This window comes from Mitsuaria sp. TWR114, assembly GCF_007997345.1.
The window spans coordinates 1-12,422 of record NZ_VOSR01000033.1 but is presented as its reverse complement, the minus strand read 5'-3'; the positions used below and the strand labels follow the sequence as shown (position 1 = coordinate 12,422).

The 12,422-nt window shown below is 68.1% G+C and carries 10 protein-coding genes and 1 pseudogene; 5 read left to right on the top strand and 6 right to left on the bottom strand.

The annotated features are described in order from the left end of the window. Positions 1 to 30: 30 nt before the first annotated feature. Genes FUT87_RS02080 through FUT87_RS02060 form a run of 5 tightly spaced genes read left to right on the top strand, consistent with a single transcriptional unit; the run spans position 31 to position 5,330 of the window. Positions 31 to 1,026: an NAD-dependent epimerase/dehydratase family protein gene (locus FUT87_RS02080; protein ID WP_147239901.1), complete on the top strand. Its 996-nt coding sequence runs from the start codon at positions 31 to 33 to the stop codon at positions 1,024 to 1,026. Then, positions 1,019 to 1,828: a glycosyltransferase gene (locus FUT87_RS02075; RefSeq protein WP_147239900.1), complete on the top strand. Its 810-nt coding sequence runs from the start codon at positions 1,019 to 1,021 to the stop codon at positions 1,826 to 1,828. Before FUT87_RS02080 ends, FUT87_RS02075 begins: the two co-directional genes overlap by 8 nt. Beyond that, positions 1,825 to 3,762, top strand: a complete 1,938-nt coding sequence (locus tag FUT87_RS02070) for an HAD-IIIA family hydrolase (RefSeq protein ID WP_147239899.1) — start codon at positions 1,825 to 1,827, stop codon at positions 3,760 to 3,762. The genes FUT87_RS02075 and FUT87_RS02070 overlap by 4 nt, the downstream gene beginning before the upstream one ends. Continuing rightward, the gene (locus FUT87_RS02065) at positions 3,763 to 4,749 is read left to right on the top strand and encodes a GHMP kinase (RefSeq protein ID WP_147239898.1); all 987 of its coding nucleotides are present in this window, start codon (positions 3,763 to 3,765) and stop codon (positions 4,747 to 4,749) included. Positions 4,750 to 4,757: 8 nt separating this feature from the next. Further along, positions 4,758 to 5,330 carry an SIS domain-containing protein gene (locus FUT87_RS02060; RefSeq protein WP_147239897.1) on the top strand — a complete coding sequence of 191 codons (573 nt, stop codon included), beginning with the start codon at positions 4,758 to 4,760 and terminating at the stop codon, positions 5,328 to 5,330. A gap of 88 nt (positions 5,331 to 5,418) precedes the next feature. Here the strand turns inward: FUT87_RS02060 and FUT87_RS02055 are convergent, their stop codons facing one another. From FUT87_RS02055 to FUT87_RS02030, 6 genes and pseudogenes are all read right to left on the bottom strand, one after another. Next, on the bottom strand, positions 5,419 to 7,284 hold the full coding sequence (locus FUT87_RS02055) for a nucleoside-diphosphate sugar epimerase/dehydratase (RefSeq protein WP_147239896.1): 1,866 nt from the start codon (positions 7,282 to 7,284) through the stop codon (positions 5,419 to 5,421). A 34-nt stretch (positions 7,285 to 7,318) separates the two neighbouring features. Next, positions 7,319 to 7,912 (bottom strand): sugar transferase, encoded by a 594-nt coding sequence (locus tag FUT87_RS02050; protein ID WP_147239895.1) that lies wholly within the window; start codon positions 7,910 to 7,912, stop codon positions 7,319 to 7,321. A 34-nt stretch (positions 7,913 to 7,946) separates the two neighbouring features. Continuing rightward, positions 7,947 to 9,124 (bottom strand): annotated as a pseudogene (locus FUT87_RS02045) (DegT/DnrJ/EryC1/StrS family aminotransferase). After that, positions 9,121 to 9,738: a class I SAM-dependent methyltransferase gene (locus FUT87_RS02040; RefSeq protein WP_255511618.1), complete on the bottom strand. Its 618-nt coding sequence runs from the start codon at positions 9,736 to 9,738 to the stop codon at positions 9,121 to 9,123. Before FUT87_RS02040 ends, FUT87_RS02045 begins: the two are co-directional and overlap by 4 nt. A 130-nt stretch (positions 9,739 to 9,868) precedes the next feature. Then, the gene (locus tag FUT87_RS02035; RefSeq protein ID WP_091726770.1) at positions 9,869 to 11,101 is read right to left on the bottom strand and encodes a glycosyltransferase family 4 protein; all 1,233 of its coding nucleotides are present in this window, start codon (positions 11,099 to 11,101) and stop codon (positions 9,869 to 9,871) included. A gap of 37 nt (positions 11,102 to 11,138) precedes the next feature. Beyond that, positions 11,139 to 12,275 (bottom strand): glycosyltransferase, encoded by a 1,137-nt coding sequence (locus FUT87_RS02030; RefSeq protein ID WP_091726773.1) that lies wholly within the window; start codon positions 12,273 to 12,275, stop codon positions 11,139 to 11,141. Positions 12,276 to 12,422: the final 147 nt, after the last annotated feature.

Below are 12,422 nucleotides of genomic sequence, written 5' to 3'. Positions count from 1 at the left end.
CCGGTCGCTCAATATTCAGGTCAACTCGAAATGAACGTTTCCATCATCGCCGGAGGCGCCGGCTTCGTCGGGTGCAACCTGCTGCCCCTGCTCGCCAAAGAGGACCGTCACCTGATGGTCCTGGATAACCTGTGCCGCGGCCGCGAGGAATACCTCGACGCCGCACGCGACGCCGCGCCGGGCCGCGTGCACTTCGTCCACGTCGACCTGTCCGATCGCGCCGCGACACTGCAGGCGTTCGAGACCGCCCTCAAGCTGGGAGCCATCGACGAGGTCTGGCATCTGGCCGCCAACTCCGACATCCCCGCCGGCGTCATGGACGCCAACGTCGACCTGCGCGACACGTTCATGACCACCTTCTCGCTGCTTGAAGCGATGAAGCTTCACAAGGTCCCGGCCCTGCACTTCGCCTCCAGTTCGGCCATCTACGGCGACCTCGGCGGCGTGCCGCTGCACGAGGCCATCGGCCCGCTGCTGCCGATCTCCAACTACGGCGCCATGAAGCTGGCCTCAGAGGCGCTCATCTCCGCCGCCGCCGAGTCCTACCTGGCGCGGGCCAACCTCTTCCGCTTCCCCAATGTCGTAGGCGCTCCTGCGACCCACGGCGTGATCCTGGACTTCATCAACAAGCTCAAGACCAATGACGGCCGCCTCGACGTGCTGGGCGACGGCACCCAGCAGAAGGCCTACCTGCATGTGTCGGACCTGGTGGAAGCGATGATGCACATCCGCGGCGCGACCAACCTGCCCAAGATCTTCCCGGTCAACATCGGCCCGGTCGACGACGGCGTGACCGTTCGCTTCATCGCCCAGTCGGTCACCGAGCGCGTGAGCCCCAAGGCCGCCATCCATTTCGGCGTCGGCAACAAGGGCTGGGTCGGCGATGTGCCCAAGTTCCAATACTCCGTCGAGCGTCTGCGCGAAGCGGGCTGGGCACCCAGCCGCAACTCCGCCGACGCCGTGCGTCACGCCATCGACCAGATCGCGACGCAGGAAGGCTTCTCGGCGGGCGCCTCGCATGGCTGACACCCCGAAGGTGACGCTCCTCGTTCCGGCCTTCAACGAGCCAGAAGACATCCTGGAGCAGAGCCTGTCCAGCGTGATGGCGCAGACCTTCACCGACTTCGAATGCATCGTGGTCGATGAAAGCACCCGCCCGGAAGCCGCGCAGGCCTGTGAGCGCATCTGCGCACGCGACCCGCGCTTCCGCTACGTCCACCCGACCGAACGCCTCGGCTTGCCCGGCAGTCTCAATCTGGCCATCTCAATGGCCCGCGGCCCGTTGCTGGCCCGCTTTGACTCCGACGACGTCTGCCTGCCGGACCGGCTTGCGGTCCAGGTGGCGTTCATGGACGCGCATCCGGACATCGGCGTGGTCGGCGCAGGGCTGCAACTGATCGACGAGGCCGGCCGGCCGACTGCGGAGCGCCACTACCCGGAACGCTCCGAGGACATCGCGCGCAAGCTGCAGTTCACGACCACGCTGGCACATCCGACGGTGATGTACCGCGCCGACGTCGCCAAGCGCTTCGGCGGCTATGACCCGACATTCCGCTTCGCGGAGGACCTTGACCTCTGGCTGCGTTGGCTGAACCGCGGCGTCAAATTCGCGAATGTCCCGGACGTGCTGGTGAAGTACCGCCAGGCCCAGACGCGCCGGCATCGGAACCACTGGCGCTTCAACCTCCGGGCACGGGTGCGGAACTTCGGTCCGAGCCACCTGCTGCGTCGCGTCGCCGGCATCCTCTGCATCGGCACCTGGTCGATCCTCCCCCCTTCCGTGCAGGAGTCGGTGTTCCGGCTCGTGCTCCTCCACGTCCGTCGATGAACAGCACCATGACGTCGTCCTCAACGTTCCTCTGCAACGTCGCCATCCTCGCTGGCGGCCAAGGCACCCGCCTCGCCAGCCGCTCCGGCGACCTGCCCAAGCCGATGGTCCCCGTGATGGGCAAACCGGTGCTGCAGCACCAGATCGAGCTCTGCCGCAAACATGGATTCACTGACATCGCCCTGCTGGTCCATCACCGGCACGAGGCGATCTCGGACTTCTTTGGCGACGGCGCGCGATTCGGCGTCCGCATCCGCTACGAGGTCGAGGAGACGCCGCGCGGCACCTCCGGCGCGCTGCGCGACGCCCTGCACGCGCTCACGCCGCAGTTCCTGCTGCTGTACGGCGACACCTACCTGGACATCGACCTGCGTCGATTCTTCAACGCGCACCTGGCTTCCGACGCCAACGCCACGCTGTTCCTGCACCCGAATGACCATCCCTACGACTCCGACCTGGTCGACATCGACGACCAGGGGCTCGTACGCGGCATCCACCCCTATCCGCATCCGGAAGGGCAGGACCTGCGCAACTTGGTGAACGCTGCGCTCTACGCCGTCCGCAACGAGTCCCTGACCACGGTCACGCCCGCGACCGGCAAGGCCGACATCGCCAAGCACATGTTCCCCGCAATGCTCGCCGAAGGTCTGTGCCTGCGCGGCTACGTCACGCCGGAGTACATCAAGGACATGGGCACCCCGGACCGCCTCGACAAGGTCGAGCGCGACATCGAGGTCGGCCTGCCGGAGCGCCTGTCCTGGCGGCGGCTGCGCAAGGCGGTGTTCCTGGATCGGGACGGCACCTTGAACCGCGAGGTGAACCATCTGAAGTCGCCCGACCAGATCGAGTTGCTACCGGGTGTCGGAGAGGCAGTGCGACAGCTCAACCGTGCGGGTGTGCTCGCTGTCCTGACGACCAACCAGCCTGTCATCGCGCGCGGCGATGTCACGGTCGATGGTCTGCACCGCATCCACGCGCGACTTGAGAGTCTGCTCGGCGCTCAGCGCGCCTACCTCGACGCGATCTACTACTGCCCTCATCACCCGGACAAAGGCTTCGACGGCGAGGTGTCGGCGCTGAAGATCATCTGCGACTGCCGCAAACCGGCGACCGGCATGATCGAGCAAGCGTCGCGCGACTTGGCCATCTCCCGCGCCGACTCGTGGATGGTGGGCGACTCAACCGCCGACGTGGAGTCGGGTCGGCGCGCAGGCGTTCGCACCGTACTGCTGCAGACGGGGCATGCTGGCCGGGACGCCAAGCATCCCGGTCGGCCGGACTACTCCGCGCTCAGCCTGACCGACGCCGTGCAGTGGATCACAGTCGGCCACGATCGCGCCCGGCGCCGTCTTGCGCCAGTCGCCCTGGCAGCGCTGGACCGTCGGGTCGTATTGATCGGCGGGCTGGCGCGATCGGGCAAGTCATCGGCGGCGCAGGTGCTCAAGGAACTGCTGGCGGTGCTGGGCAAGGAGGCCCATGTGATCTCCCTGGACGGTTGGCTCAAGCCTGGGACACAGCGCGGCGAAGGCACCGGCGTTCTCGACCGCTATGACCTGCCCGCTGCCGCGGTCGAGCTTGGCGCCCTCGCTCGAGCCGAGCAGCGCGTGGACTTCGAGGAGCCGGTCTACGATCGCTTCGCTCGCGACCAAGCCCCGCGTGGTGAGCGTCACTCGGTCGGCAGGGACGACATCCTCATCGTCGAGGGAGTTCCCGCGCTCTATCTGCCCGCCCTGACGTCGCCAAACCACACCCTGAAGCTGTTCCTCAACGAATCGGAGGACATCCGCGTTCAGCGGCTGAAGGACGACTACACGGCACGCGGTTATCCGGTAGAGAAGATCAATGAAATTCTGGAAAGCCGTTCCGCCGACGAAACCGCGACAATCCGTAAATCTGCGGAGTCCGCAGACCAAGTGATTGATTGGGAGAAGTGAGTGATTGTCAGCAAGACCCCCTTGCGTATGAGCTTCGTGGGCGGCGGAAGCGACCTGCCCGCCTACTACCGCGAGGAGATTGGCGCCGTCCTGTCGACGTCGATCGACAAGTACATGTACATCTGCGTCAACAAGAAATTCGATGGACGCATCCGCCTCAGCTATACGAAGACCGAGGACGTTCAATCCCGCCACGAGATTGAGCACCCGCTGGTGCGTCAAGCGCTGGACGTGGTCGGCATCGACGGGGGCATCGAGATCGCCTCGATGGCAGACATTCCGTCGAAGGGGTCCGGTCTCGGCTCGTCGAGCACCTACACCGTCGGCCTGCTGAATGCGCTGTATGCCTACCGCAACCGCTTTGCCTCAAAAGAGACGTTGGCACGTCAGGCCTGCGAGATCGAGATCGACCGCTGCGGCGAGCCGATTGGCAAGCAGGACCAATACGCGGCGGCTTATGGCGGCCTGAACCTGATCCGCTTTCACCCGGATGATTCGGTGTCAGTCGATCCCGTCATCTGCAAGCCGAGCCTGCTGCAGGAGATGGAAGACTCGACCTTGGTGTTCTTTACCGGCCGCACGCGCAGTGCTTCGGCCGTGTTGGCCAACCAGTCGGCGGCAATGCAAGCGACCGACCGCCGGGCGCTGATGCGCCGGATGGTCCAGTTGGCCTTCGAGATGAAGGAACAACTCGAGTCTGGCACGCTGGAGCATCTCGGTACGCTGCTCGATGAGAACTGGCGCCTCAAGGCCCAACTGACGGCCGGCATTTCGGATCCGCAAATCGACGGTTGGTACGCCGCTGGCATGGCCAACGGCGCGCTGGGCGGGAAGCTGCTTGGCGCCGGCAACGGCGGTTTCATGATGTTCTACGCTCCTCCAGAGCGTCACGCGCAGATCACCGCTGCGCTCGGCGACCTGCAGCCCGTGAAGTTCCGGTTCGACCGCACCGGCGCACAGATCGTTTTCTATCAACCCACCGAATGACGTCCCCCATGTCCACCGAATTCACCGTCTCCAACTACCTCGCCGCCCACGCCCGCCTCGCTCAGCAGCTGGACACCACCGCGTTCCAAAAGGGCATCGACATGGTCCGCGCCGCTTTCGAAGGCGGCAAGAAGATCCTGACCTGCGGCAACGGCGGCAGCGCGTCGACCGCATCGCACTACATCACCGACTGGAACAAGATGGTCAATCTGGCCACCGGCAAGAAGTTCCGCGGCGTGTGCCTGTGCGACAACATGGGCCTGATCACGGCCTACGGCAACGACCTGTCCTACGCCGACGTGTTCGCCGGCCAGGTGGATGCGCTGATGGACGAAGGCGACCTGCTGATTGCCGTCAGCGGCAGCGGTAACTCGCCCAACGTGCTGAAGGCCATCGAATCGGCCCGCAAGGCCGGCGGCAAGGTGCTCGGCGTCGTCGGTTACGACGGCGGCAAGATGATGCCCATGTGCGACCACAGCGTCTGGGTGAACTCCTTCGACATGCAGATGTGCGAGGACGTCCACCTGATGTTCGGCCACATGGTTATGAAGACCCTGTGCAGCACGCCGATCAAGGAGTGATCCGGCGATCCGCCTGAATCACCATCACCAGCGAAAACGGGGCCCTTGGCCCCGTTTTCACATGGCTCGGACGACGGCGCCGGTCGCATCAGTTCCTGCGGACGTACTCGGTCGGGAGCAGTTCGTGCAGTCGTGTTCGGATCGCCCGGTCAGAATACTGCCCGGCCAGCGTCTCCTCCAGCCAACCTCGCACGGTCTGCGCCGCCTCGGCGCTGTCCAAGCGCGCGATGCTCAACGCCGCGATCGACGTCGGCAGGGTGCTGTCCCGGCCGTTCAACAGTTCCTCATAGAGCTTCTCACCCGGCCTCAAGCCGGTGAACTCGATCTGGATCTCCCGCAAGTCCTTCCCGCTCATCCGAATCATCGTCTTCGCCAGATCCACGATCTTCACCGGCTCCCCCATATCGAGCACGAACACCTGCCCGGATTCGCCGATCGCCCCCGCCTGAACGACCAAGCGCGCTGCCTCCGGGATGGTCATGAAGTACCGCGTGATCTCCGGATGCGTCACCGTCACCGGCCCGCCCCTGGCGATCTGCTCCTTGAACTTCGGAATCACGCTCCCGCTGGACCCGAGCACGTTCCCGAACCTCACCGCCATGAACTTCGTCGCATGCCCCTGCCCCGCCATGTGACTGATGACGAGTTCCGCCGCCCGCTTCGTCGCCCCCATCACATTCGTCGGATTCACCGCCTTGTCCGTCGAGATCAGCACGAAGCGCTCGGCCCCAGATTCAGCCGCCGCCGTGCACGCGTGATACGTCCCCAGCGTGTTGTTCCTCAGCGCGGCCCACGCGTTCTCCTCCTCCATCAATGGCACATGCTTGTAGGCCGCCGCATGGAACACGATCTGCGGCCGGTACTTCCCGAACGTGAACCGCAGGTGCTCCAGGTCCTTCACATCCCCGATCAGCCGCACCAGCGGGATATGCGGAAACTTCTCCGACAGCTCCTGCTCGATCCGGTACAGCGCGAACTCGCTCAGCTCGTACAGCACGATCCTCGACGGCCCGTAGCGCGCCACCTGCCGGCACAGCTCCGACCCGATCGACCCGCCCGCCCCGGTGATCAGCACCGTCTTGCCGCCGATGCACTCGCTGATGCCGCCCTCGTCGAGCTGCACCGGCTCGCGCCCCAGCAGGTCCTCGGGCTCGATGTCCCGCACCTGGTTCACCGCGCGGCCCGCCAGCAGCTCCTGGCTGCTCGGCACCGTCAGCACCGCCAGCCCCGTCTTGCCCGCCAGGTCCAGCGCGCGCCGGCGCTGCGCCGTCGTCGCCGCCGGCATCGCCACGATCACATGCGTGATGCCATGCATCTCCGCCAGCCGGCCCGCGTCCTCCAGCGTGCCGATCACCGGCACGCCGGCCACGCGCGCGCCGCGCTTCTCCGCCGCATCGTCCAGGTAGCCCACCACCACCCAGCCCTGCTGGTGCTGGATGCCCGCCACCAGCAGCCGGCCCGCGTCCCCGGCGCCCATCACCAGCGCCCGGCGCTGCTCCTGCGCGCTGCCGCTGATGCGGCTGCGCATGTGCTCGTAGAGCATGCGGTAGCCCATGCGCATCGTCGCCAGCGCCATCAGCGTGAACACCGGATGCAGCGCCAGCACCGCCCGCGGCACCTTGGTCAGCTGCGCCATCAGCACCGCCACCGCCGCCACCAGGCCGGCGGTGATGCACACCGCCGCCAGCCGCTTGACCTCGCCGAAGCCGCTGAAGCGCCACATGCCCTTGGGCACGTGGAACAGCCGCAGCAGCACCCCGTACAGCGCGACGATGCCCAGCATCACCCAGTGGTCGTAACCCGGCCTGGCTTCGAACCAGCGCTCGAAGCCCAGCCGGAACAGATAGGTCGCCTGCCAGGCCAGCGCCACCGCCACCATGTCGAGCGCCAGCGCCAGCGCCTCGCGGTAGGGCCTCACGCGCGTCAGGAAGGCATCGAGGGACAACCAGTTCATCGTGTTCTCTTGTTCCGTGCTGGGTGCCCGGTGCTCAGGCCTTGATCGCGCCCAGCGTCGCCAGGATCAACCGGATGTCGCCGCCCAGGCTGGCGTTGCGCACGTAGTCCGCCGCCAGGCGCAGCTTCATCGGCATGACCACCTCGACATACTCGCGCTCGGGATCCTCCGCCCGCGCCAGCAGCTCGCTCTCGTTGCGGAAGCTCAGCGAGGCCGGATCGGTGATGCCCGGCCGCACCGACAGCACCAGCTCGCGCAGCTCCGCCGGATACAGCGCCACGTAGCGCGGCACCTCGGGCCGCGGGCCCACCAGGCTCATCGCGCCGCGCAGCACGTCCCACAGCTGGGGCAGCTCGTCGACCTTGCTCGCGCGCAGCCAGCGTCCGCTGCGGGTGATGCGCGCGTCGTCGCCGATGGTGATCTGCGGGCCCAGCCGCGGCGCGTCCACGCGCATCGTGCGGAACTTGTGGATGCGGAAGGTCGCGCCGAAGCGCCCCACCCGCTCCTGCCGGAACATCACCGGCCCCGGCGAGTCCAGCCTGACCCACACCGCCACCGCCAGCAGCAGCGGGCTCAGCAGCAGCAGGCCGATGCCGGCGCAGACGATGTCGAAGAGTCGCTTGGCCATCGGCCGTCCCCGCTCCGTGTCCCGTCCGGTCCGCTCAGGCGCCCAGCGCGCGGCGCACCGCGGCGATCACGCGCTCGACCTGCTCGTCGGTCATCGCCGTGTACAGCGGGATCGTCACCGTGCGCTCGTAGGCCTTCTGCGACTCGGGGAACATCTCCGGCGTCAGGCCGTAGCGCTCCTTCCAGTACGGGTGCTGGTGCAGCGGCACGTAGTGCACGCTGCAGCCGATGCCCTGCTCGAACAGGCGCTCGATGAACTCGTCGCGGCCGATGGGCGCGTCCTCGGTCAGGCGCAGCACGTACAGATGCCAGCTGTGGACGTCGCCCTCCGGCGCTGCGGCGGCAGGATCAGCGGCAGGTCGGCCAGCGCCTCGAAGTAGCGCGCGGCGATCTGCTCGCGGCGCCGCTGGAAGGCCGGCAGCCGCTTGAGCTGGTGCAGGCCCATCGCCGCGGCGATGTCGGTCAGGTTGTACTTGAAGCCGGGCGCGACGATCTCGTAGTACCAGCTCGGCACCTTGGCGGTGAAGCGGTCGAAGGCGTCGCGGTTGATGCCGTGCAGCCGCATCACGCGGGCGCGCTTGGCCAGCTCCGCGTCGCGGGTCACCAGCATGCCGCCCTCGCCCGTGGTCATCGTCTTGTTGGCGTAGAAGCTGAACACGGTGGCATTGCTGCCCATCGTGCCGATCAGCTCCTTCTCCAGCGTCGTGGGCAGCGCATGCGCCGCGTCCTCGACGACCTTCAGCCCATGCCGGCGCGCGATGTCCAGCAGCGTCAGCATGTCCACCGCCAGGCCGGCGTAGTGGACCGGGATGATCGCCTTGGTGCGCGGCGTGATCGCGGCCTCGATCTGGTCGAGCGCGATGTTCATCGTCTTCGGATCGATGTCCACCAGCTTCACGTCCGCGCCCATGTAGCGCACCACCTCGGCGGTGGCGGTGAAGGTGTGCGTGGTGGTGATGACCTCGTCGCCGGGCCCGATGCCCAGCGCCTCCAGCGCCAGGTGCAGCCCCGCCGTCGCGGAGTTGACGGCGATGCACTCGATCTGCGGCTCGTTGAGGAACTCGGCGAAGGCCTGCTCGAAGCGCTTGGCCTTCGGGCCGGTCGTGATCCAGCCGCTCCGGAGCGTGTCGACGACTTCCGCGATCTCCTCGTCGCCCAGCTCGGGCAGCGCGAACGGCAGGAAGGGGAGCTTCTGGTCGGGGTTCTGGCTCATGGTGTCTTGGTGATCAGCGCCAGCACGTGGCTGCGCAGGAAGGGCATCTTGTTGAGGACGCGGTAGGCGCCGGGGTGCAGCCGGCAGGCGGCGCGCGCGATCGGGGGAGCCAGCGTGACACGGCGCACCGTCGTCCGGCCCTCGGGGAACAGCGCGCGCACGCGCTTGAGCGGCACGCCCCGGACGTCGGGATTGCGCGGATTGTCGACGATGAAGTCGTACCAGAGCACCGCCCCGCCCGGCCGCAGCCAGCGCCACATCGCCTGCGCCAGGCGCTGCTGCAGCGCATCGTCCAGGATGGACGAGAACACCGTCGACTGCAGCACCAGGTCCTGGCTGCCCGGCTCGACCTCGGCCTGCGACGCATCGCCCGCCAGCAGCCGCACCTGCTGCGGCAGCGCGGCGCGGGCCGCCTCCAGGCGCTCGGGCAGCAGCTCGATGCCGGTCAGGTGTTGCGGCAGCAGGCCCAGCCGCAGCATGTCCATCAGGTTGCCGCCAGCGCCGCAGCCCACCTCGGTCATCCGCCAGCCGCTCACCGGCGCGTCGGCCTCGGGCATCGCCGCGCGGTGCGCCGCCAACAGCCGCAGCATCGCCGCCTGGCGCTCGTGCAGCATCTGCCAGACCTCGGGGGCGCAGCAGGCTGTAGCGCTCCAGCCCGGCCAGCCGCTGGTCGCGGCGGGCGTAGCGCTGGGCGATGGCCTCGAGTTCTCGGTCCTGGGTCATGGCAAAGGTCCTCGCGGCAGCTCAGGACACCGCGTCGATGAAGCGCTGCGCCAGCACCGGGTAGGTGTGATTCGCCAGCACGAACTCGCGACCGCGGCGCCCCATCTCGGCGCGCTCCCCGGCCGGTACCGCGGCCAGCGTCAGCAGGCCGTCGGCGACGGCCTTCGGGTCCTGCGGCGGCACCGTCAGCCCCGCGCCGGCCTCGGCCACCGGATCGTTGCCGGCCTCCACCGAGTGCAGCACCGGCCGCTGCGCCATCAGGTAGTCCATCAGCTTGTTGGGCGCGATGCCGAAGCGGTAGATCGGCGTGCGCTGCCAGCCGATGTAGGCGATGTCGAAGCCCTTCAGCAGCGACGGGATCTGCGCCTTGGGGATCGCCGGGAACATCGCGACGTTCCCGATCGCCTCGTCCCGCACACGCGCCTCGAGGTGCTCGCGCAGATGACCGCCGCCCACCAGCACGAAGCTCAGCGCCTTCGCGGCCGGGTCGGCGCGCTCCTTCAGCAGCTTCGCCGCGTCGAGCAGCACGTCCAGCGCGTTGGGCTCGCCCATCGAGCCGGCATAACCGACGACGGTGCGACCGGCCGCGCGCTCGGCGTCCAGGTGCGCCTGGATCGCGGGCTCGAGCGGCTCGCCGTGCTCGGACCATTCATCCAGCGTGATGCCGTTGGGCACGATGTGCAGCTTCTTCAGGTCGAGCCCGTGCGCGGCCATGTGCGCGTGGACCTTGGGCAGCATCGAGACGACGACGTCGGCATCGCGGTAGGCGTCGTTCTCCGCCTTCTGGCAGAGCATCGCGAACGGATGCCACTTCGACATGCCCGACAGCTCGATCGGCGACAGCGGCCACAGGTCGTGGACCTCGTAGACCAGCTTGGCCTTCGCCAGCTTGGCCACGCGGCGCGCCACCCACACGTCCATCGGATAGGTGCTGGAGGCGATGACCACGTCCGGCGCGAACTCGCGCGCCAGGATGTCGGCGTCCTTCCAGACCTGGCGGCAGAAGGACCAGATGTTCTTGACCCGGCCCATGCCGTTGCCCTGGTACTCGGGCGTGTCGTAGAAGAGGTAGTTCACGCCGCTCATCGCGGCCATGCCGGGCTCGGGCTGGGTCGTGCGCACGTGCGAGTAGGACGCGCCCAGGATCAGCGCCTGGTGCCCGGCCCGGACCCATTCGCGGGCCAGGTAGAACGGGCGGAACTCCATGCCGTGTTTCGGCGAGCCGGCGTAGTGGTTGATCAGCAGCAGCTTCATGGGGACGTCGGGGAAAGGCTCTCGCGGGTCGGGCGCCTCAGGCGCGTTGCAGGCGGTCGACGAAGCGGGCGACGGCGGGACCGAACATCGCATGCGCCGCCACCCAGGCGCGGTTGGCCGCGCCCAGTCGGTCGGCGTCGACCGCCTGGCCGGCCACGTCGGCCTGGCCGACCAGCATCCGCAGGCGGTCGGGCAGCGCGCCCAGGTCCTCGTCGTCCTTCAGGATCAGGCCATGGCGGCCGAGCAGCGTGTCGGGCTGCCCCAGCGCCAGGCTGCCGGCGGTGCCCAGCAGTTCGTGGTTGGCCGGCAGGTCGGACAGCAGCGGCAGGCACTCGTGCGCCATCGCCTCCAGCACCGACACCGACACTGAATCGCTCTCCGGCAGGCTCAGGAACCAGCGCGCCGGCGCATAGCGGCGCCCTTGCGAGGTGGCGTCCAGCCGCCCGGTGAACTCGACCCGCTCCGCCAGGCCCAGCGCGCGCACCTGCTCCTCCAGCGCGGCGCGCAGCGAGCCGTCGTTGGCGACGACCAGGCGCGCCTCGGGCTGCTTCGCGGCAATCGCGGCGAAGACCTCGATCACGCGGTGCGGGCGGTAGATCGGCTCCAGGCCGCGGTTGGCGTAGAACAGCCAGGGCTGCTTGCGCACGTTCTGCTTGGGCAGCTGCTCCAGGCCGAAGGGGAAGGTCATCACCTCGGCCGCGCCCAGCTCGCGCATGCGGGCGCTCATGAATTCGGAATCGGAGGTCGTCACCGCGCAGGCCTTGAGCACCTGCGTCGTCAGCCAGCGGTAGGCCCAGCCCTGGCCGGGCGCGACCAGGATGTCGCTGCCCCAGGCCGAGCCGGCGATCCGCGCGCGCAGCTTCCAGCCGCGGCGCGCGGCCCAGGCCAGCGTGCCGTGCGAGGTCAGGTAATGCGCATGCAGCCAGTCGGCATCGACCTTCTTGAGCCACGCCCCCAGCGCCGGCAGCTGCTTGAGCACCGCGATGTTGCCGCCGCCATGCGCGGGATCGGTGTTGAGCGCGAGGCGGCGGTCCTCGGGGATCAGGAAATGGAACTCGGGCGCGAAGCCGCGGGTGGACGCGGCCCACAGCTCGATCTCGCGGCGCTGCGACAGCGCGCGCGCCCATTTCAGCAGGTGGGGACTCTCGCCGTCCCCGATCAGGACCAGTCTCATGCAGGCACTCCATGGGCGACGGGCCGCGGCGCCGAGCCGCGCACCAGCCACGCCAGGTAGATCGCGAAATAGATCGGCAGCAGCACCGCGATGGCGCCGAGCGCCGTCGTCAGCGCGCCGCCGGCACTCAGCACCAGCGCGACCGGC